Here is a 21,056-nt window from a genome sequence, read left to right as displayed (position 1 = left end):
TAATTATTTTTTTGATAAACTCAACGTTAATTCTTTAAAAAGGGTGAGTTTTAAGTTGTAAAAGCATGCTGCTAATAGTGATTTATCACTGTTTGGGCAGATCCTTGATCAGCTTGTTAGCCCTAAACTTGTTTTTAAGGAGTTTATACAAAACTAAATTAGTGTAGGCTTTTTTTATATACATAAACAATCAAAAATGGATAATACAATTTTAATTATAGCAGGTCTTGCTATTGGAGCCATAGTAGGTTTTATAATTGCTAAAGTGCTTGAAAAAAACAACGCTTCTAAACTTATTAAAGGCGCTAAAAAATCGGCAGCTAGCATTTTAAAAGAAGCAAATGTTGAAGGAGAAGGCATCAAAAAAGACAAAATACTTCAAGCAAAAGAAAAATTTTTAGAATTAAAAGCAGAACACGAAAAGGTTATCTTGTCGCGTGATAAAAAAATGGCTGATACAGAAAAACGTATCAGAGATAAAGAGTCTCAAGTATCTAGTGAGTTATCAAAAAACAAAAAACTAAATACAGATATAGAAGAAAAAGTAAAAGATTATAACCATAGACTTGATGTTTTAGAAAAAAAACAAGAAGAGTTAGATAGGCTACATAAAAGTCAAGTAGAGCAATTAGAAGTTATCTCTAGTTTATCTGCAGAAGAAGCTAAATCACAATTAGTAGAGTCTTTAAAAGGTGAAGCTAAAAGTGAAGCTATGTCTTACGTACAAGACAAGATGGAAGAAGCTAAATTGACTGCTCAACAAGACGCTAAAAAAATTATTATTAATACCATTCAACGTATAGGTACAGAAGAAGCTGTAGACAATTGCGTATCTGTATTTAACATTGAAAGCGACGATGTAAAAGGACGTATTATTGGTCGTGAAGGTCGTAATATTCGTGCAATTGAAGCTGCAACAGGAGTAGAGATTATTGTAGATGATACACCAGAAGCAATTATTTTATCATGTTTTGATTCGGTTAGAAGAGAAGTAGCCCGTTTATCATTACATAAATTAGTTACAGATGGTCGTATACATCCAGCACGTATTGAAGAAGTTGTTCAAAAAACAACTAAGCAAATAGAACAAGAAATTATTGAAGTAGGTAAGCGTACAGTTATCGATTTAGGTATTCACGGATTGCATCCAGAATTAATTAAAATGGTAGGTCGTATGAAATACCGTTCTTCGTACGGACAAAATTTATTACAACACTCGCGTGAAGTAGCTAAACTATGTGGTGTTATGGCAGCAGAATTAGGTTTAAATCCTAAATTAGCTAAACGTGCAGGTTTATTACATGATATTGGTAAAGTGCCAGATGCAGAAGCAGATATGGAAACACCACACGCTATTTTAGGTATGCAATGGGCAGAAAAATATGGCGAAAAAGAAGAGGTTTGTAATGCTATTGGAGCCCATCACGATGAAATAGAGATGAAATCTTTATTATCTCCTATAATCCAAGTTTGTGATGCTATATCAGGAGCAAGACCAGGAGCAAGACGTCAAGTTTTAGATAGTTATATCCAACGTTTAAAAGATTTAGAAGAAATAGCATTTGGATTTAATGGTGTTAAAAAAGCATACGCTATACAAGCTGGTAGAGAATTACGTGTAATTGTTGAAAGTGAAAAAGTAAGTGACCAAAATGCTGCAGACTTATCCTTTAGTATTTCTCAAAAAATACAAACTGATATGACTTATCCAGGACAAGTAAAAGTTACAGTAATCAGAGAAACTAGAGCAGTTAATATTGCTAAGTAGTTTTAATATAGTTTAAATAAAAAATCCAGCTTATAGCTGGATTTTTTTTTGCTTTGGTATAATAATATTAAATGTAGATCCTACATCTTTAGTACTGTTTATGGTTATTGTACCTCCAAAAGCTTCTAATTGGCTTTTAATTAAATATAAGCCAACACCTTCAGCATCTTTGTTTTTATGAAACGTTTTATATAATCCAAAGACCTCGTTACCATATCTATCTAAATCTAATCCTAAACCATTATCAGTAATAGTTAACTCCAAATTGTCTTTTGTGCAATTAGATGATATTGTTATTTCCGGTTTACGATCAGGATGTTTATACTTAATAGCATTAGTAATTAAGTTGTGCATAATACTTTGGAAGTAGGATGAACTAAAACAAATGTTGCAATCATGCTCGACATTATTGTACAGTATAGTACTACTTTCGGCTATAAGATATGATAAATCGTTTACTGCTAAATTTACCTCACGACCAACAGACATTACATTACCCTTTATGTGCTTTTTAGATTGTACGCTTACAATATGACGTAGGTTAAGTAATGTTTTAGATAACGCCTTAGACACTGTTCTTAGGTGTCTAAACATCTCTTGCTTTTCCGCTTCTGAGTCTGCTTCATCATGAAATGTGATAATGCTTTCAAAATTGCTAGCGTATTCTTTTAAATTATGAGAGACGATATGTGCAAAACTTTGCAGTCTATTTTTTTGTACTGTTATTAAATCTATAGACTTTTTTAAGGAGCGTTCCGTTTCTTTTTGTTTGGTAATATCAGTGTGTGTCCCAATTATTCTGACCGGTTTACCATTATCATCATACTCAATAATTTTACCTTGGTCCAAAATCCATCTATAGGTATTGTCTTTATGCAGTATTCTGTGGATGTTTTTATATTCTGGATTGTCTCCATTAATATGATTATTGAAGTCTTCATAGTAATCATCAATATCATCTCTATGCACACGCTTATCCCATTCTGAAGCTTCAGAGCTTATTTCGTCTTCATTAAAACCTATAATTTGTTTGGATTCTTTTGAGTAAAAAACTTTACTTGTTTTAGAATTCCAATCCCAAAGTCCTATACCTGAATTTTGTAAGGCAAATTTCCATTTCAACTCCTCAAAAGTTGAATCTTCATTTTTAGCATTTTCATTGATCTTCATTTTAAACAGTATTTGGCGTGCAAACAAATATCTAAAATTATGATTGGTTATAAGTTACTTAGTTGAAATAAATAATTATATCGATAAAATGCATTTTTTTTAGATTAAACACTAATATCATCGATTAAATGTGATTTTATTTTTTGTTTATGAAGATTATTCTTGTTAATTAGGTAGCGTTATAGTAAACGTGGTTCCTAAATTTACAGTACTTTCTACAGTGATTGTTCCACCAAAAGCTTCAATTTGATTTTTTACTAAATATAATCCCACACCTTCAGAGTCATGGTTTTTATGAAACGTCTTATATAATCCAAAGATATCCTTACCAAACTTTTTTAAATCTATACCACAGCCATTATCTGTAATTTGTATTTCAATAGACTGTTCCGTACATGTGCTACTAATATGTATTTCTGGATGACGTTGTGGATGTTTGTACTTTATAGCATTTAATACTAAGTTTTGTATAATACTGTGAAAATAAGAGGTGTTAAAATTTAAAAAACAGTCTGGAGTTGTATTATTATGTATTAGTGCGTGGTTTTCTGATATATGATAATTCAAGTCGGTTAAAACGGTATTAATTTCAGTATTAATACATAGCTTTTCAGTATCTGTTTTTTGCTTGGATTGTACAGTAACTATTTCGTTTAAATTACTTATAGTTTTAGATAAAGATTTAGATAATGTAATTAAATACTCCATCATTTGGTCTTTTTCAGACACAGTTTGCGCTTCTTTGTAAAAGTCTAAAAGGCTTTCAAAATTTCCTGCATGTTGTTTTAGATTATGAGTCACAATGTGAGCAAAGTTTTGCAGTTTACTATTTTGCTTAACTACTAAATCTAAAGTTTCCTGTACTTTTAATTCATTTAAAGCATATTTTGTAATATCTACATGTGTTCCAATAAATCTAGAGGCTTCTCCTTGCTTGTTTTTTTCGATAACTTTACCACGATCTAAAACCCATCTATAAGATCCATCTTTATGTTTTACCCTATGTTTGTTTTCGTAATAGGGTTTTATTCCATTAATGTGCTCTTGAAAATCCTTATGGTATTGTTCTTTATCTTCAGGATGTACACGATCATTCCAATCGTTTATATTTTTCCCAAAAGTATCGTCGTTTTCAAAGCCAATAATAGCTTTAGATGGTTTAGAGAAAAAAACTGCTTGACTAGATGCACAAAAATCCCAAATACCGACCTTAGATATTTCTAATGTAGATTCCCAGTTCTCGTTTCTAATTTGAAAAGAATTTTGATTGTTTAGATTACCCTTAATTAACTCTGACATAAAGTAGTGTTTATTAAATAGTTAGTTATATAGGGATTCAGTCAATTTGCTTTAATCAACAACACAAATATATGTTAAAATACTGATTTTTAGCAACATATTTATAATTTTTTTTTATTTCCTTGGGTGAAAATTATTTATCACAGTTGTTAAATGCGATCGGTCTAAATGTGTGTAAATCTCTGTAGTAGTAATGCTTTCATGACCAAGCATTAATTGTATTGCTCTTAAATCTGCACCATTTTCTAGTAAATGTGTTGCAAATGAATGTCTAAATGTATGCGGAGAAATAGTTTTATCCAACTTAATCTTTTTTGCTAAATCTTTTATTATCGTAAAAATCATAGCTCTAGTTAATTGTTTCCCTCTTCTATTTAAAAACAAAATATCTTGATGGTCAGGATTTATGGTTAAATTATTTCTAATTTGGTTTTTATAAATCAAAATATATTTTTGAGTATCCTCCAATATTGGCACAAAACGTTGCTTGTCACCTTTACCAGTAATTTTTAAAAACCCTTCATCAAAGAATAAATCTGATAGTTTTAAATTAGTAAGTTCACTAACACGTAAACCACAACTGTATAAAACCTCTAATATAGCTTTATTGCGTTGACCTTGTGGATGTGTTAAGTCAATTGCGCTAATTAAATTATTAATGTCATTCTCGCTTAACGTATCAGGCAATTTACGTCCAATTCTGGGCGAGTCTATGGTATCTAACGGATTATCTTTTCTGTAATCTTCAAAAATTAAATAATTAAAAAAGCCTTTTAAACCAGATATTAATCTAGACTGTGACCTTGGATTTAAATTTTTGGCAGCATCATAAATAAAGGCTTTTATTATAACGTTATCTATGGTAATAGGTGAGTGGCTAATTGTGTTAGCTTCTAAATATTTAATAAGTTTTTTTACGTCTAATAAATAACTATTAACAGAATTAACAGAAAGTCCTCTTTCTATTTTTAAATACATGGAATAATCCTCTAATGCTTGGTGCCATTTCATAGGGTTTAAAGGTATTAATTTAATAATCATGTTATATTAAAACATTCTTATTTTTGTAAGTGTTTGAATATTAATGATTAAAACTTTAAACCTTGCGTCAAGTGTTAATAGTGTGTTAAAATTATTTTTTGTTTTGTTAAAGAATTGCTAAATTGCCAAGGTATTAATCAAAACAAATTTTTAAATTATGAAAAAATTATTTACAATCGCAGCAGTTGCTGTATTAGGGATGACAAGTGTAAATGCACAAGACATCAATTTTGGTGCAAAAGCTGGTGTTAACTTTGCTACTGTAGGTGGTGATGTTGAAGATGTTGATGCACGCACATCTTTTCATGTTGGTGTTGTTGCAGAAATAATGATATCTGATAAATTTTCTGTTCAACCAGAATTAATGTATTCTTCTCAAGGTTTTGGATCTGAGTACTCTGATGAGATATTAGGAACAACAGTAAATTATGAAGAAACTTTGAAATTAGATTACATTAACCTTCCAGTTATGGCTAAGTATTATGTTACTGAAGGATTAAGTCTTGAAGCAGGTCCTCAAATAGGATTTTTAATGTCTGCTGATTATGAATTTGAAGCATCTGCTGGTGGTGACAGTGAGTCAGAATCTGAAGATGTTAAAGATGATTTTAAAAGTATTGATTTTGGATTTGGAGCTGGTTTGGGATATAAATTAGAGAATGGATTAAATTTTTCAGCTCGTTATACGCTAGGACTTGCTAATATCGCAGAAGATGCAGAAGAAGATTTTAGCATCCAAAATAATGTTTTCCAAGTATCAGTTGGATTTTTCTTCTAAGAAAACATAACATATATAATATATCAAACCGAAGCTTTATAGTTTCGGTTTTTTTTTGTTACATATTTAATATCCAAATTAATTATAAGTTTTGGCTTATATAAATGATTTTAAATCTTGTATTATGTATGTGATTTTAACACTTTTTTAATGATTATAATATATCTAATTAATTACTAATAATATTGTTCGTAAAATTGTTAATAAAGTGATTTTAATGCTGAATTAAGGCATATTTATTTAATAATAATTAGTAATTAAATTTAGGATAATCTTTCTGATAGCAAGGCTTAACATAAATTTTATCAAAATAAAACGTTAAAATTTATTTTTAATGATTTGATTTATAAACAGTTGTTAATAACCGTGTTTCTTTTGTGTTATTTTTCTTGTTTAAAGTCTTTATTGCTCCTAATTTTGTCGGCTCAAATAATTTAAAATTTAAATTTAATTATGAAAAAATTATTATTTACAGCTGCAATTGCAGTATTAGGATTTACAAGTGTTAACGCACAAGATGATGCTACTGTTGGTGGTTTCGAAAAAGGAGATGTTTTTATTTCTGGTTCTGTTGGTTTTGGTACTGAAACTACTGGAGATTTAGATTCAAACGTGTTTAACATTGCTCCAAAAGTAGGATACTTCGTATCTGAGAACATTGCAGCAGGTTTAAAAGTTGGTTATACTTCTTTATCGTCTGATAATGATGGGACTGATTTAGTAGACGCAAATGAATTTGCAGTTGGTGTATTTGGAAGATATTATTTCGCTCCAGCTAGCCAATTTTCTTTATTTACTGAGTTAGGTGTTGATTATACTTCAGGAGAAGATAAATTAGCAGATGCTAAGTATGACGGATTTGACATTGCTTTTGCTCCTGGTATTAGCTATTTCGTGTCTAAAAACTTCGCTATCGAAGCTTCTGTAGGTGTTTTAGGATACTCTACAACTGAGCCTGATTTTGATGGTGCTGAGTCTACTGATACTTTTAACGTAGGATTAAACTTAAGCGATATTAACTTTGGAGTTGTTTACAAATTCTAAGTTTTTTAAACTTTATTATAAAAAGACCGAAGCTTAATCGCTTCGGTTTTTTTATGCCATAACTTTTGTATTTTTACCTTATGAAAAAACTAATTATACTAAATGGACCTAATCTTAATCTATTAGGTAAACGCGAACCAAATATATATGGGAGTCTATCTTTTACCGAATTTTTGGATCAAATTCAATCTAAATATCCATCTGCAACTATACAGCATTTTCAATCTAATATTGAAGGCGAATTAATTGATAAGTTGCAAGAGGTTGGTTTTAGTTATGATGGCATCATTTTAAATGCAGCAGCTTATACCCATACTTCAATTGGTATTGGTGATGCTGTGAAAGCTATTGAGACTCCTGTGGTCGAAGTGCATATTTCTAACACCTTTGGTAGGGAAGAGTTTAGACATCAATCCTACGTGTCTCCAAATGCAAAAGGGATTATTCTTGGTTTTGGACTACAAAGTTATGAATTAGCCATTCAAAGTTTTTTATAATATAAAGCGCATTAATAATTTAGGTTTTACTTAACTTTTAAAAGCATAACTCTTAAAATAAATTTAATTTTTTAGTATAAAATAAGGTTTCTATTAAAAACTGTTAAATACAGCCCTATTGCTGTTAAACGTTGTTAACAGAACATCTGTACTTAGATTCAGTTCGTAATTTTGATGTATTAACCTAAAAAAATATACAAATGAAAAAATTAATTTTAAGTACAGCACTATTTATTTCGGGATTAGCATTAGTAAATGCACAATCAGATTCAAGAGAAGTCCAATTAGGTATAAAAGGTGGATTAAACTCATCAACAATTAGTGGAGATGATTTAGGTGATTTAGATTCTAGAACTAGCTTTAATGCAGGTTTAGTTGCAGAAATCCCATTAACTGAAAGATTATCATTCCAGCCAGAGGTATTGTATTCTGGTCAAGGATTTGATGTTAGAGAGATTGACCAAGATAATATAGTGGATACTGACGAAAATATTGAGTATCAATTAGACTACATTCAAGTACCATTATTACTAAAAGCATATATTGTTAAAGGGCTTAGTGTAGAGGCAGGACCACAATTTGGATTTAAGATCCACGAAGAGTTTGATTACCAACCAAACAGCGATGGTGGAGATATCGAAATTGATTCTGATGACTCATACGTAAAAGACTTTGATACAAGTATCGCCTTAGGTGCAGCTTATAAGTTTGATAATGGCTTTTTCTTAAGTGGACGTTATAACTTAGGTGTGACAGATATTTTTGAAGATGGTACACCATTTGAAGGTGTCGATGCAAAAAATAACGTTTGGCAGTTTGGTATTGGATTTATGTTTTAATTCTATACAACCAATATAAATAAAAAAAGTTCCAGATAATTCTGGAACTTTTTTTATGCTTTAAAATGTTTAAAATAAATTTTAAAACTTTTATAAATGTATTACTTCGTCATAAGCATCTGCAACAGCTTCCATAACCGCTTCACTCATAGTTGGGTGTGGATGTACAGCTTTTAATACTTCATGTCCTGTAGTTTCTAATTTACGTCCTAAAACAGCTTCAGCAATCATATCAGTAACTCCTGCACCAATCATATGGCAACCTAACCACTCACCATACTTAGCATCAAAAATCACTTTTACAAATCCATCTTTAGCTCCAGAAGCACTAGCTTTACCAGATGCTGAGAAAGGGAATTTTCCAACTTTAATATCGTAACCTTGATCCTTAGCTTGCTTTTCGGTTAAACCAACACTTGCAATTTCTGGACTTGCATAAGTACAACCAGGTATATTACCATAGTCTAAAGCTTCTACATGCATACCAGCAATTTTTTCGACACATAAAATTCCTTCAGCAGAAGCAACGTGTGCTAAAGCTTGACCAGGAGTTACATCTCCAATTGCATAATACCCAGGAATATTTGTTTGGTAGTAATCGTTAACTAATATTTTATCTCTGTCAACTGCAATACCTACATCTTCTAATCCAATATTTTCTATATTAGTTTTAATACCAACAGCACTTAAAATAATGTCAGCTTCTAAAACTTGTTCTCCTTTAGCAGTTTTAACTGTTGCTTTAACACCTTCTCCAGACGTATCAACTTTAGTAACTTCTGCAGATGTCATTACGTTTATACCACTCTTTTTAAACGACTTTTCTAATTGCTTAGACACGTCAATATCTTCAACAGGTACAATGTTTGGTAAGTATTCTACAACAGTAACTTCAGTTCCCATAGAGTTGTAGAAGTATGCAAACTCAACACCAATTGCACCAGATCCAACAACAATCATCTTTTTAGGTTGTGTTGGTAATGTCATTGCTTCTCTATAACCAATCACTTTTTTACCATCTTGTGGTAAACTTGGTAACTCTCTAGAGCGTGCTCCAGTAGCAATTACAATATGATCAGCACTGTAAACGGTTCCGTCTACTTCAACTTTTTTTCCTGGTTTTAGTGTGCCAAAACCATTGATTACCTCAATTTTGTTTTTTTTCATTAAAAACTGAACACCTTTACTCATGCCTTCAGCAACACCACGACTACGTTTAACAACAGCATTAAAATCTTTATCATAATCTGTTACAGATAAACCATAATCACTTGCGTGCTTTAAGTATTCAAAAACCTGAGCAGATTTTAGTAACGCTTTAGTTGGAATACAACCCCAATTTAAACATACACCACCAAGACTTTCTTTTTCAATTATAGCGGTTTTAAGGCCTAATTGTGAAGCGCGAATTGCGGTTACATAACCTCCAGGTCCACTTCCAAGAACAATTACATCGTATTTACTCATTCTATTATTTTTTGTAGTTTTAAGAAGTTACGAAGTTACAAAACCAAATTTGAATAAAGAATTTAGATTCTTAAAAAATTATAACTTTATATTACCTTTGTCATGCAAGTTTTTTTATATGAATATACCTAAATCTAGTTTTCCTCGAATTATAATAATTGGTGGTGGTTTTGCTGGCATTGCGTTAGCTAAAAAATTATCTAAACAAGAAGTACAAGTTGTCCTTTTAGATAAGCACAATTATCATACATTTCAGCCATTGCTTTATCAAGTCTCAACAGGAGGATTAGAGCCAGACTCCATTGCGTATCCTATTAGAAAGGTTTTAGGAGATTTTCCTAACTTTTTCTTTAGGTTAGCAGATGTTTCTGAAATTAATACAGAAAAAAATAAAGTTATTTCTAATATTGGAGAACTTAAATATGACTATTTAGTAGTAGCATCAGGCTCTAAAACCAATTATTTTGGTAATACATCTATCGAAGCCAATAGTATGGAAATGAAAACCGTACCACAATCTTTAAATCTTAGAAGTCTTATTCTTGAAAATTTTGAAGAGGCACTTTTAACTTCGGATTTAAATGAAAGAATAGCTTTAATGAATTTTGTTATCGTTGGTGCAGGTCCAACAGGAGTAGAGTTAGCAGGTGCTTTAGCCGAAATTAAAAAAGGAATTTTACCTAAGGATTATCCAGACTTGGACACACGATTGGCGCAAATTAATTTAATCCAATCTGGCGATAAGATTTTAAAAGAAATGAGTCCTCAAGCGTCTCAAAAAGCTGAAGATTTTTTAGAAAAACTAGGCGTTCATGTTTGGAAAAATGTAAGAGTAACTGGTTATGATGGTAAAACAGTTACTACAAATAGTGATTTAACATTTGATGCAGCAACAGTTGTTTGGGCAGCAGGAGTTAAAGGAGCTGCTATAAAAGGATTAGATTCAGACCAGTTTGTGTCTAGAGGTAACAGGATTATGGTTAATGAGTTTAATCAAGTTAAAGGCTTAAATAATGTTTTTGCGGTTGGAGATGTTGCACAAATGGAAACAGAAAATACGCCTCATGGTCATCCAATGATGGCACAACCAGCAATACAACAAGGTAGGTTGTTAGGTGATAATTTACTTAAAATGTTAGAAAACAAACCAATGAAACCTTTTATATACAAAGATAAAGGCTCTATGGCTACAGTAGGACGAAATAAGGCTGTTGTAGATTTGCCAAACTTTAAATTTCAGGGTGTTTTTGCTTGGTTTGTTTGGATGTTTGTTCACCTATTTTTTTTAATAGGTTTTAGAAACCGAATGATTGTTTTTATTAATTGGGTGTACAACTACATTAGGTTTGATCGTGAAGCACGTTTAATAATTAGGCCTTTTAAAAAAGAGATAAAGTCTAATTCTTAGTCTTATTAAATTTAGAGTCATTAAATGCTTTAGAAGTACCTTTTGGTATGGATAAAGATTGCCAATCTTCATTTTTAATTATAATGCCAATGTAGGCTATTTGACCAATATGGTATGAATAGTGACCTAGTTGCCTAAAAATAGCGTCAGAGACTGTTTGGCTTTCGTTTCTTATATAAACAATACGCTCTAAATCGTTATTTTTTAATGGAGTAATAGCATCGTAAAGACATTGCCAACCTTTTTCCCAATCAGCAATTAATTCAGCTTTATTCGCATAAGTAGCTTCAAATTCTTGTTCACGTTGTCGCCATTTTTTTTCGCCATCTTCAGTTAAAAAATTGGTCCATCTGCTTAGCATATTTCCGACCATATGTTTTACAATTATGGATACGCTATTGGAGTTGTCGTGAGATTGCCAATTCATTTCATTAAATGATAACTGCTGAAGGGTTTTGTCTCCAGCAGTTTTATAATAATCAAATTGTTTGATTAGGCTTGTAATGTAATTATTCATTTTTAAAATCTACACTTGCCGAGTTGATACAAAATCGTGTTCCAGTTTCAGTTGGTCCATCATTAAATACGTGACCTAAATGACCACCACAATTAGAGCAAACTACCTCTGTTCTAATCATCCCATGAGACTTATCTAATATGTTAGTAACGCTACCTGGAATAGCTTCGTCAAAGCTAGGCCAACCGCAGTTAGACTCAAACTTACTATTACTTTCAAAAAGTTGTTGGTTACAGGCAGCACAAGCATAGGCTCCATTTTCAAAATGAAGGTTATATTTTCCAGTATGTGGCATTTCTGTACCTTTTTTGCGTAAAATACGGTATTGTTCATCCGTTAACTCATTACGCCATTCTTGTTCTGATTTTGTGACTTTATAATTACTCATTATCTGGTTTAAAATTTAATGCAACTCCGTTAATACAATGTCTTTCTCCTGTTGTTTCCTTAGGACCATCATTAAAAACGTGACCTAAATGTCCGCCACAAGTTGCGCAATGTTCTTCATCTCTAGTATAACCAATTTTGGTATCTGTACCAAATGCTACATTTCCTTTAATTTCTTGATCAAAACTCGGCCATCCTGTTCCGGAATCAAATTTGTTTTCACTTTTAAATAAAGGTGTATCACATGCAGCGCAATGGTAAGTTCCTGATCTATGCTCTTTATTTAAAGCACTAGAAAAGGGACGTTCTGTTCCTGCTTGTCGTAAAACATAATACTCAGCATCAGATAATTCTGCTTTCCACTCGGTATCTGTTTTAGTGATTTCAAAATTTTCTTTTTCTTTTTCTTTTGTGTCTTGCGCGTTGCCTTTACAATTAAATAAGGCACATGCAAATACTAATAATGCAATTTTTTTCATATTTTCTTCTTTTTTTTAAAGATATCCTAAAATCTTAAAATAGAATTAATACAGTCGTAATTTTAATTTAAAAATAACATTTTACTGTTTGTGATTTTAAGTGTAACTTTTCAACGTCTAATAAAAATGTAATACATGAAAATATTTCATATAAGTGCAGAATGTTATCCTATAGCTAAAGTTGGAGGTTTGGCAGATGTTGTTGGAGCGTTACCAAAATATCAAAATAATCTAGGAGCAACATCTAATGTTGTTATGCCTTTTTATGATAATGCTTTCACTCAAAAAAATAATTTTAAGTCAATTTATGAAAGTAAATTAGACTTTAATGGTCATAAAATAAGTTACAATATTTTAAAAACTAAAGCTGCAGTTTTAGATTTTGAGGTTTATTTTGTGGATATCCCAAATCTTTTGCACAAAAATTATGTGTATTCTGCAGATGATACAGATCGCTTTTTAGCCTTTCAGATCGCGACATTAGATTGGATATTAACATTAAAAGATTTACCAGAAATTATTCATTGTCATGATCACCACACTGGATTAATACCTTTTATGTGTCAGGAGAGTTTTAAATATAAAAATTTAAATACAATTCCGGTAATTACTACCATCCACAATGCACAATACCAAGGTTGGTTTGGCTATGATAAATTACATTTAATACCAGAATTTGAGTCTACAAAAACAGGATTGTTAGATTGGGACAATTGTATTAATCCTTTGGCAGCAGCAATAAAATGTGCTTGGCGTGTAACCACTGTATCGCCTAGTTATATGGACGAGTTAAAACAAGAGGCCAATGGACTACAAGATTTGTTACAACATGAAAGTAATAAATGTATAGGTATATTAAACGGAATAGATACAGCAGTTTGGAATCCCGAAACAGACCATTATATAGATCATAAGTATAATATAAAAACATTAGAAGCTGGTAAATTAGCTAATAAATTAGCGTTGTGTAAAACCTTTAATTTAGATGAAAGCAAACCGTTAATTACATTTATTGGACGATTGGTGTATGAAAAAGGTGCAGACGTTTTTCCTTTGGCAATAAAAAAAGCATTGGAAGACGAAAATTGTAGTGTTTTGGTTTTAGGCTCTGGACAGGACGAAGCAGAACAGGCTTTGCTTCAGTTAAAAGAAAATAATACAGGTCTGTACAATGTATTTATTGGCTATGACGAAAAACTGTCTCATAATATTTACGCAGGAGCAGACTTTTTACTAATGCCATCAAGGGTTGAACCTTGTGGATTAAACCAATTATACGCTTTGCGTTACGGAACAATTCCTGTAGTGAGAAGTATTGGAGGTTTAAAAGATACTGTTGTAGATATAGACAAAAACGAGGGTTTTGGAATTAGTCATCAAGAAGTCTCAGTAGCGCAAATTTATAAAGCCATTACCCGAAGTGTTGATTTATATAATAAAACAACTATCTTTAAATCAATAAGAAAGCATATTATGACCATTGATCATTCATGGGATGTTTCTGCAAAAGCATATATTAATTTATACCAATCTTTAAAAAAATAACTATGATTAATAATAAAGTGTTATCTATAATTTTAGGAGGAGGACAAGGATCCAGATTATATCCATTAACTGCAACTAGATCTAAACCTGCAGTACCTATTGCTGGAAAGTATAGATTGGTAGATATTCCTATTTCTAATTGTATAAACTCAGACATCAAACGCATGTTTGTATTAACACAGTTTAACTCGGCATCCTTAAATCGTCATATTAAAAACACCTATCATTTTAGTTTTTTTAGTTCGGCTTTTGTAGATGTTTTAGCAGCCGAGCAAACACCAGGTAACGAAGGTTGGTTTCAGGGTACAGCAGATGCGGTTAGACAAAGCATGCATCATTTTTTAAGTCATGATTTTGAGTATGCGTTAATCTTGTCTGGAGACCAATTGTATCAAATGGATTTTAACGAGATGATTGATGCACACATTAAAGCTAAAGCAAAAATATCTATAGCAACTATTCCTGTAAATGCTAAGGATGCAACGTCATTTGGGATTTTAAAAACAGATGATAAAAACGTAATTACTTCTTTTATAGAAAAACCTGAGGCATCATTGTTACCAGAATGGACATCAACCGTTAGTCCAGAAATGGAAAGTCAAGGTAAAAACCACCTAGCATCAATGGGAATCTATATTTTTAATAGAGATTTATTGGTAGAGCTAATGAGTAATCCAGATACAAATGACTTTGGAAAGGAAATCATTCCGCAATCCATTGCAAAGCATAAAACACTTAGTTATCAATTTGAAGGGTATTGGACAGATATAGGAAACATAGATTCATTTTTTGAAGCTAACTTAGGCTTGACGGATGATATACCTAAATTTAATTTATACGATAAAGATCAAAGCGTCTATACACGTGCTAGGATATTACCAACATCTAAAATATCAGGAACCGCTTTAGATAGAACAGTTATTGCAGAAGGTTGTATTGTGCATGCTGCTAAAATTGAAAAATCAGTCATTGGTATTAGATCTAGAATAGGTAAAGAAACCACCATTATTAATACCTACATGATGGGTTGTGATTCCTATGAATCTTTAGAGGAGATAGAGTCTAATAAGATTAATATTTTAATGGGAATAGGAGAGCGTTGTTTTATAAAAAACACCATTATTGATAAAAATATAAGAATAGGAGATGATGTTAGAATTAATGGCGGAAAGCATTTAGAAAATAAAGAAACGGATACCTATGTTATTAAAGATGGTATTGTTGTTATTAAAAAAGGAGCTGTAATACCTAATGGATTTGTAATATAGCTTATGGCAGAAGTCACTGTGTTTAGTCTTTTTACGGACTTTGATATTAATCTTTTTAAAGCTGGAAAACATTATCGATTATACGAGAAATTTGGATCTCATATAACTACGGTTAATAATGTTGAAGGCACCTATTTTGCTGTTTGGGCACCAAGCGCGACACAAGTGTCTGTAGTAGGTGACTTTAATGCATGGACAGAAGGTGACCATCTTTTAAATGTACGATGGGATAAAAGCGGAATCTGGGAAGGGTTTATACCAAACATTGGTAAAGGCAGTTTGTACAAGTATAAAATACAAAATAGTACTAATGGTAGCGTGACAGAAAAAGCAGATCCTTATGCTAGACGTTGCGAACATAATCCAAGTACAGCCTCTATAGTTTGGGAAGATAATTATACTTGGAAAGATAAAAAATGGATGGCCTCCAGAAAGCAAAAAAATGCTTTAGATGCGCCTTATTCTGTTTACGAAGTACATTTAGGATCTTGGAAAAAGCAGGTTGAAGACAATCGCTTTTTATCATATGTAGAGTTGGCAGACGACCTAGTAAATTACGTCAAGGAAATGAATTTTACGCACGTCGAGCTGATGCCAATAATGGAATTTCCGTACGATCCAAGTTGGGGTTATCAAATCACAGGATATTTTGCACCAACATCACGATTTGGTTATCCAGAAGAGTTTAAACTTTTGGTAGACACATTACACCAAAATGATATCGGAATTATACTGGATTGGGTACCTTCTCATTTTCCAGAAGATGCACATGGATTAGGACTATTTGATGGCTCATGTTTGTATGAGCATCCTGATAAGCGTAAAGGGTATCATCAGGATTGGAAAAGCTTAATATTTAATTATGGTCGTAACGAGGTTAAATCATTTTTAATAAGCAATGCTTTATTTTGGTTAGATCAATACCATGCAGATGGTTTACGTGTGGATGCTGTAGCGTCTATGTTGTTTTTGGATTATAGTAGAGAAGATGGTGAGTGGGAACCTAATATCCATGGAGGAAGAGAAAACTTAGAAGCCATAGCTTTTATACAAGATTTAAATAAAGCAATTTACGGAAACTATCCAGATGTACAGTCTATTGCAGAAGAGTCTACTGCGTTTCCAGGAGTCTCAAAACCTGTTTTTTTAGATGGTTTAGGATTTGGTATGAAATGGATGATGGGTTGGATGCATGATACCTTACAATATTTTTCAAAAGAACCAATTTATAGAAAACACCATCAAAATGATATAACCTTTTCATTAACCTACGCATTTACAGAAAACTTTATGCTGCCTTTAAGTCATGATGAAGTGGTGTATGGTAAAAAATCTATTTTAGGAAGAATGCCAGGAGATGAGTGGCAACGTTTTGCTAATGTTAGATTGTTATACAGTTATATGTTTGCTCATCCAGGCACAAAATTATTGTTTCAAGGTGTAGAAATAGGTCAAAGTGAAGAATGGAATTTTGAAACTAGTCTTGATTGGCATTTATTGGATTATCCATCGCATAAAGGGTTAAATCAGTTTATAAAAGAGCTTAATACGTTTTATAAAACAGAACCAGCACTTTATCAAAAACAATTTTCAAGTGATGGTTTTGAGTGGATTGATTACGGAGATTCAGAACATTCTGTAATAGTGTTTATGCGTAAAGGAAATAAGCCTAAAGACAATATTATTGTAGCTTGTAATATGACACCAGTACCTCTAAATAATTACAGAATTGGACTACCTAAAAAAGGACAATTAATAGAAGTATTTAATAGCGATAATAAGCAATACTTTGGAACAGGAGATTTTCAAAATAAGCCAATAGTTAGCCAATTAAAACTATGGCATTCTAGAAAAAATTCAGTTGAAATTACAATACCTCCTTTAGGTATGATAGCCTTAAAATATCAACCTTAAAAAAAAGAATATTACGATTATATAATATATGTAATTCTCATTTTTACTGTTTGATAATTAAGGTTTTAATAAATTTAATTATCGAAAACGTTATAGTTAATAATTTGTAACAATATCTAATAGCAAAGCTTTTGTAACAGGTTTATTTTGCGTTTTTTTACTATAAATAATTAGGACATTCAATTATGATTGTAAATACAGAATTAGAACAAAAAGGAAACTTATTTCCTTCACAAATAATAAAATTTAAAAAAGATGTAGACACATTATATTTCTATACAGAAAATAACGTAGTGCTTCAATTAACAGTCTTAAGGGATAGTGTCCTAAGATTTAGATACACAACAACAGGAACGTTTGATAACGATTTTTCTTATGCTATAACCAAATACGCAAGTACAGGTTATAATAAGTTAGAAATTGTAGAAAATGATGAGTTTTACATTATAATCACTTCTAAATTGAGATGTGAAGTCTCTAAAAAAGATGCCAGAGTCTCTATTTATGATGCTATAACAGACGAGCTTATTAACCAAGATGAAATAGGTTTTCATTGGGAAGAAAGCTATGAGTTTGGTGGTAACATCGTTAAAATGAGTAAAACCGTTAATGAACGTGAAAGTTACTTTGGTTTAGGTGATAAGCCTGACCATTTAAATTTAAAAGGAAAACGATTTCAAAACTGGGTAACCGACTCTTATGCTTTTGGTAAAGAAACAGATCCTATTTATAAAGCAATTCCATTTTTTACAGGTTTACACCATGGTAAAGCTTACGGAATCTTTTTTGATAATACCTTTAGATCGTATTTTGATTTTGGTCAAGAACGACGTAACGTAACCAGTTTTTGGGCTCAAGGAGGTGAGATGAATTACTATTTTATTTATGGCCCAAAAATGCAGGATGTTGTTGAGAATTACACAGACTTGACAGGAAAACCACATCAATTACCACCATTATGGGCTTTAGGGTTTCATCAATGTAAATGGAGTTATTATCCTGAAGCAGAGGTTAAAGCGGTAACCTCAAAATTTAGAGAGCTTCAAATACCATGTGATGCTATTTATTTAGATATAGATTATATGGATGGTTTTAGATGTTTCACTTGGAATAAAGACCACTTTCCAGACCCAAAACGCATGGTTAAAGAGTTGTTAGATGATGGCTTTAAAACCGTAGCTATTATTGATCCAGGAATTAAAATAGACAACGAATATTCAGTTTTTAAAGAAGCTTTAGACAAGGATTATTTTTGTAAACGTGCTGATGGTCCATACATGAAAGGTAAAGTTTGGCCAGGAGAATGTTATTTTCCAGACTTTACAAAACCAGAAGTTAGAGATTGGTGGTCAGGATTATTTAAAGAATTAGTTGAAGACATAGGTATACAAGGCGTTTGGAATGATATGAATGAGCCTGCTGTAATGGAAGTGCCAAATAAAACATTTCCGGATGATGTGCGTCATGATTATGATGGTAATCCGTGTAGTCACAGAAAAGCACACAATGTTTATGGTATGCAAATGGCTAGAGCTACTTATCATGGAATGAAAAAGTTTAACTATCCTAAACGTCCGTTTGTAATAACTAGAGCAGCTTATTCTGGTACCCAACGATACACGTCTACTTGGACAGGAGATAATGTGGCTACTTGGGAACATCTTTGGATAGCAAATGTACAAGCACAACGTATGGCAATGTCAGGATTTAGTTTTGCAGGAAGTGATATCGGAGGTTTTGCCGAACAGCCTCAAGGCGAATTGTTTACACGTTGGATTCAATTAGGAATTTTTCATCCATTTTGTCGTGTGCATTCTTCTGGAGATCATGGAGATCAAGAACCTTGGGCTTTTGATGAAGACGTGACAGATGTTGTTAGAAAATTTATTGAAATTAGATATCAACTTTTACCTTATTTATATACCGCTTTTTGGAACTTGGTAGAGCATGGTACACCTATATTAAAGTCTCTAGTCATGTACGATCAAGAGGATAATCAAACACACTATAGAACAGATGAGTTTGTTTATGGAGATCAAATTTTAGTTTGCCCAATACAAGAACCTAATGCTAAAGGTCGCAGAATGTACATACCTAGAGGTAGCTGGTATAACTTTTGGACCGATGAGTTAGTAGAAGGAGGAAAAGAAAAATGGGTTGATGCAGAAATAGATAGTATGCCTATTTTTATAAAAGAAGGTGCAATCGTACCTAAATTTCCAGTTCAGCAATATGTAGACCAAACAATAATTGAAGAGTTATCATTAGACGTGTACTTTAAGTTAGGTAAAGAGTCGTCACAGTTATTTGATGATGCTCATGATGGTTATGATTATACTAAGGGACGTTATAGTTTCAGGACATTTAAATTAACAGGTAAGTCTCAGGAATTAATTATTCAACAGCATAAAGAAGGGAAGTATGAAGCGACTTATAAGACTTTCAAATTAAATATTCACGCATTACCATTTGAAATTAATGAGATTCAAATAGATAATGAAACTGTAGCTATTGATCAAATTAAAGACAGCGAAATAGTGTCTATGGTTATTGATAAAAACTTTTCTGAAATTCATTTAATAGGAAAATAAATACAAGAAATATACTGTTTAAAGACTATACGTGACTTTAATCGATGTTTTGTTAGCAAATAAAAATACCGTTTGTTAAAATATGGCTAAGTTTTTGTAGATTTATAAAAAGAATAAATTATAATCAATATGAAATTAAAAAATAGCGTAGCGCTTGCTTTAACATTAGTAATGTTTTTGTCATGTTCTACTAATCCATTTACAGGAAAAAAAACATTAGCTTTTGTGTCTAATGCAGAATTGTTTCCAACAGCTTTCGCGCAATATAACCAAGTGTTAACAGAAAGTAAAGTAGAAACAGGAACAACAAGAGCAGAGATGATTAAGCGTGTTGGTCAACGTATATCTGTCGCAGCAGAACGTTGGTTAAATGCTAATGGACAACAAGGTTATTTAAATGATTATAAGTGGGAATACAATTTAATTGAAGAAGATGTTGTAAATGCTTGGTGTATGCCAGGAGGAAAAATTGTGTTTTATACCGGAATTTTACCAGTAGCAGAAAACGAATCTGCAATTGCTGCAATTATGGGTCATGAAGTAGCGCATGCTTTAGCAAATCACGGACAACAACGTATGAGTGCTGGAATGATACAACAAGGCTTAGGAGTTGTTGGTAATGTAGCTTTGGCAAATGATGAAAAAACTTTAGGAATCTTTAATCAATCTTATGGTATTGTTTCTAACGTAGGAGGTATGTTACCTTTTAGTAGAAGTCACGAAACTGAAGCGGATAGAATTGGTTTATACCTTACAGCTATTGCTGGTTACAATCCAGATGAAGCAGCTAATTTATGGAGACGTATGGCACAAGCAAGTGGAGGAGAAGCACCACCAGAATTTTTAAGTACGCATCCAGCAAATCAAACACGTATTGATAATTTAACAGCTTTATCTCCTTCAGCTAAAGCAGAAGCACAAAAATTTGGTGTAACTAGTTTTAGACCTTTAGGTAAATACTAGTTTTTTAAAAATATTTAATTACTTTCGAAGCTGCTCTTTATAAGAGCAGCTTTTGTATTTTTAAGCACTAACTAATTACTA

The 21,056-nt window shown here is 31.9% G+C and carries 18 protein-coding genes and 1 other RNA gene; 12 read left to right on the top strand and 7 right to left on the bottom strand.

Annotated elements, in window-relative coordinates:
* The first annotated feature begins 18 nt into the window (after positions 1 to 18).
* A non-coding RNA gene (gene ssrS, locus B2989_RS12545) (6S RNA) lies at positions 19 to 145 on the top strand.
* Positions 146 to 196: 51 nt separating this feature from the next.
* A complete protein-coding gene (rny, locus tag B2989_RS12540) occupies positions 197 to 1,768 on the top strand; it encodes a ribonuclease Y (protein WP_145001517.1) in 1,572 nt (523 codons plus the stop codon).
* A gap of 30 nt (positions 1,769 to 1,798) precedes the next feature.
* Here rny and B2989_RS12535 read toward each other — a convergent pair whose 3' ends face one another.
* The 3 genes from B2989_RS12535 to xerA all read right to left on the bottom strand — a co-directional run bounded on the left by B2989_RS12535 (position 1,799) and on the right by xerA (position 5,248).
* Positions 1,799 to 2,938 (bottom strand): sensor histidine kinase, encoded by a 1,140-nt coding sequence (locus tag B2989_RS12535; protein ID WP_292948952.1) that lies wholly within the window; start codon positions 2,936 to 2,938, stop codon positions 1,799 to 1,801.
* A 165-nt stretch (positions 2,939 to 3,103) separates the two neighbouring features.
* Positions 3,104 to 4,237 carry a sensor histidine kinase gene (locus tag B2989_RS12530; RefSeq protein ID WP_292948948.1) on the bottom strand — a complete coding sequence of 378 codons (1,134 nt, stop codon included), beginning with the start codon at positions 4,235 to 4,237 and terminating at the stop codon, positions 3,104 to 3,106.
* Positions 4,238 to 4,351: 114 nt separating this feature from the next.
* Positions 4,352 to 5,248, bottom strand: a complete 897-nt coding sequence (gene xerA / locus B2989_RS12525; protein ID WP_292949498.1) for a site-specific tyrosine recombinase/integron integrase — start codon at positions 5,246 to 5,248, stop codon at positions 4,352 to 4,354.
* A gap of 187 nt (positions 5,249 to 5,435) precedes the next feature.
* Between xerA and B2989_RS12520 the strand changes: the two genes are divergently transcribed.
* The 4 genes from B2989_RS12520 to B2989_RS12505 all read left to right on the top strand — a co-directional run bounded on the left by B2989_RS12520 (position 5,436) and on the right by B2989_RS12505 (position 8,436).
* A complete protein-coding gene (locus tag B2989_RS12520) occupies positions 5,436 to 6,056 on the top strand; it encodes a porin family protein (protein ID WP_292948945.1) in 621 nt (206 codons plus the stop codon).
* Between the two features lie 453 nt (positions 6,057 to 6,509).
* Positions 6,510 to 7,100 carry an outer membrane beta-barrel protein gene (locus tag B2989_RS12515; RefSeq protein ID WP_145001522.1) on the top strand — a complete coding sequence of 197 codons (591 nt, stop codon included), beginning with the start codon at positions 6,510 to 6,512 and terminating at the stop codon, positions 7,098 to 7,100.
* Between the two features lie 80 nt (positions 7,101 to 7,180).
* Entirely contained in the window at positions 7,181 to 7,597 is a 417-nt protein-coding gene (aroQ, locus tag B2989_RS12510; protein WP_292948940.1) for a type II 3-dehydroquinate dehydratase, read from the top strand.
* Between the two features lie 200 nt (positions 7,598 to 7,797).
* Positions 7,798 to 8,436, top strand: a complete 639-nt coding sequence (locus B2989_RS12505) for a porin family protein (protein WP_292948937.1) — start codon at positions 7,798 to 7,800, stop codon at positions 8,434 to 8,436.
* A 90-nt stretch (positions 8,437 to 8,526) separates the two neighbouring features.
* Here the strand turns inward: B2989_RS12505 and lpdA are convergent, their stop codons facing one another.
* The gene (gene lpdA / locus B2989_RS12500; protein ID WP_145001524.1) at positions 8,527 to 9,903 is read right to left on the bottom strand and encodes a dihydrolipoyl dehydrogenase; all 1,377 of its coding nucleotides are present in this window, start codon (positions 9,901 to 9,903) and stop codon (positions 8,527 to 8,529) included.
* 118 nt (positions 9,904 to 10,021) lie between these two features.
* Between lpdA and B2989_RS12495 the strand changes: the two genes are divergently transcribed.
* Positions 10,022 to 11,311: an NAD(P)/FAD-dependent oxidoreductase gene (locus B2989_RS12495; protein ID WP_292948932.1), complete on the top strand. Its 1,290-nt coding sequence runs from the start codon at positions 10,022 to 10,024 to the stop codon at positions 11,309 to 11,311.
* Here B2989_RS12495 and B2989_RS12490 read toward each other — a convergent pair.
* From B2989_RS12490 to msrB (B2989_RS12480), 3 genes are read right to left on the bottom strand one after another with little or no spacing between them, the layout of a single operon-like run.
* Positions 11,301 to 11,828 (bottom strand): DUF1572 family protein, encoded by a 528-nt coding sequence (locus tag B2989_RS12490; protein ID WP_292948930.1) that lies wholly within the window; start codon positions 11,826 to 11,828, stop codon positions 11,301 to 11,303. The genes B2989_RS12495 and B2989_RS12490 overlap by 11 nt on opposite strands.
* Positions 11,821 to 12,216: a peptide-methionine (R)-S-oxide reductase MsrB gene (msrB, locus tag B2989_RS12485; RefSeq protein WP_292948928.1), complete on the bottom strand. Its 396-nt coding sequence runs from the start codon at positions 12,214 to 12,216 to the stop codon at positions 11,821 to 11,823. The genes B2989_RS12490 and msrB (B2989_RS12485) overlap by 8 nt, the downstream gene beginning before the upstream one ends.
* Positions 12,209 to 12,694: a peptide-methionine (R)-S-oxide reductase MsrB gene (msrB, locus tag B2989_RS12480; RefSeq protein WP_292948926.1), complete on the bottom strand. Its 486-nt coding sequence runs from the start codon at positions 12,692 to 12,694 to the stop codon at positions 12,209 to 12,211. The genes msrB (B2989_RS12485) and msrB (B2989_RS12480) overlap by 8 nt, the downstream gene beginning before the upstream one ends.
* A 135-nt stretch (positions 12,695 to 12,829) precedes the next feature.
* Between msrB (B2989_RS12480) and B2989_RS12475 the strand changes: the two genes are divergently transcribed.
* From B2989_RS12475 to B2989_RS12455, 5 genes are all read left to right on the top strand, one after another.
* Positions 12,830 to 14,239, top strand: coding sequence for a glycogen synthase (locus B2989_RS12475; protein ID WP_292948924.1), 1,410 nt, complete (start codon positions 12,830 to 12,832; stop codon positions 14,237 to 14,239).
* A 2-nt stretch (positions 14,240 to 14,241) separates the two neighbouring features.
* A complete protein-coding gene (locus B2989_RS12470) occupies positions 14,242 to 15,507 on the top strand; it encodes a glucose-1-phosphate adenylyltransferase (RefSeq protein WP_292948922.1) in 1,266 nt (421 codons plus the stop codon).
* 3 nt (positions 15,508 to 15,510) lie between these two features.
* A complete protein-coding gene (glgB, locus tag B2989_RS12465; protein ID WP_292948920.1) occupies positions 15,511 to 17,421 on the top strand; it encodes a 1,4-alpha-glucan branching protein GlgB in 1,911 nt (636 codons plus the stop codon).
* Between the two features lie 185 nt (positions 17,422 to 17,606).
* The gene (locus tag B2989_RS12460; RefSeq protein WP_292948917.1) at positions 17,607 to 20,012 is read left to right on the top strand and encodes a glycoside hydrolase family 31 protein; all 2,406 of its coding nucleotides are present in this window, start codon (positions 17,607 to 17,609) and stop codon (positions 20,010 to 20,012) included.
* Positions 20,013 to 20,141: 129 nt separating this feature from the next.
* Positions 20,142 to 20,975, top strand: coding sequence for a M48 family metallopeptidase (locus B2989_RS12455; RefSeq protein ID WP_292948915.1), 834 nt, complete (start codon positions 20,142 to 20,144; stop codon positions 20,973 to 20,975).
* Positions 20,976 to 21,056 lie beyond the last annotated feature (81 nt).

The sequence above is a fragment of the Olleya sp. UBA1516 genome (genome assembly GCF_002323495.1).
Lineage (GTDB): Bacteria > Bacteroidota > Bacteroidia > Flavobacteriales > Flavobacteriaceae > Olleya.
The sequence above is the reverse complement of the archived record's forward strand: the minus strand, read 5'-3'. Positions and strand labels throughout refer to the sequence as shown.

Excerpts from the sequence above, each read along its gene's own strand:
- msrB (WP_292948928.1), bottom strand. The coding sequence starts at position 12,216 with ATGAGTAATTATAAAGTCACAAAATCAGAACAAGAATGGCGTAATGAG.
- B2989_RS12530 (WP_292948948.1), bottom strand. The coding sequence starts at position 4,237 with ATGTCAGAGTTAATTAAGGGTAATCTAAACAATCAAAATTCTTTTCAA.
- B2989_RS12515 (WP_145001522.1), top strand. The coding sequence starts at position 6,510 with ATGAAAAAATTATTATTTACAGCTGCAATTGCAGTATTAGGATTTACA.
- B2989_RS12460 (WP_292948917.1), top strand. The coding sequence starts at position 17,607 with ATGATTGTAAATACAGAATTAGAACAAAAAGGAAACTTATTTCCTTCA.
- msrB (WP_292948926.1), bottom strand. The coding sequence starts at position 12,694 with ATGAAAAAAATTGCATTATTAGTATTTGCATGTGCCTTATTTAATTGT.
- glgB (WP_292948920.1), top strand. The coding sequence starts at position 15,511 with ATGGCAGAAGTCACTGTGTTTAGTCTTTTTACGGACTTTGATATTAAT.
- xerA (WP_292949498.1), bottom strand. The coding sequence starts at position 5,248 with ATGAAATGGCACCAAGCATTAGAGGATTATTCCATGTATTTAAAAATA.
- aroQ (WP_292948940.1), top strand. The coding sequence starts at position 7,181 with ATGAAAAAACTAATTATACTAAATGGACCTAATCTTAATCTATTAGGT.
- B2989_RS12490 (WP_292948930.1), bottom strand. The coding sequence starts at position 11,828 with ATGAATAATTACATTACAAGCCTAATCAAACAATTTGATTATTATAAA.
- B2989_RS12475 (WP_292948924.1), top strand. The coding sequence starts at position 12,830 with ATGAAAATATTTCATATAAGTGCAGAATGTTATCCTATAGCTAAAGTT.
- B2989_RS12520 (WP_292948945.1), top strand. The coding sequence starts at position 5,436 with ATGAAAAAATTATTTACAATCGCAGCAGTTGCTGTATTAGGGATGACA.
- lpdA (WP_145001524.1), bottom strand. The coding sequence starts at position 9,903 with ATGAGTAAATACGATGTAATTGTTCTTGGAAGTGGACCTGGAGGTTAT.
- B2989_RS12505 (WP_292948937.1), top strand. The coding sequence starts at position 7,798 with ATGAAAAAATTAATTTTAAGTACAGCACTATTTATTTCGGGATTAGCA.
- B2989_RS12470 (WP_292948922.1), top strand. The coding sequence starts at position 14,242 with ATGATTAATAATAAAGTGTTATCTATAATTTTAGGAGGAGGACAAGGA.
- B2989_RS12455 (WP_292948915.1), top strand. The coding sequence starts at position 20,142 with ATGAAATTAAAAAATAGCGTAGCGCTTGCTTTAACATTAGTAATGTTT.
- B2989_RS12535 (WP_292948952.1), bottom strand. The coding sequence starts at position 2,938 with ATGAAGATCAATGAAAATGCTAAAAATGAAGATTCAACTTTTGAGGAG.
- rny (WP_145001517.1), top strand. The coding sequence starts at position 197 with ATGGATAATACAATTTTAATTATAGCAGGTCTTGCTATTGGAGCCATA.
- B2989_RS12495 (WP_292948932.1), top strand. The coding sequence starts at position 10,022 with ATGAATATACCTAAATCTAGTTTTCCTCGAATTATAATAATTGGTGGT.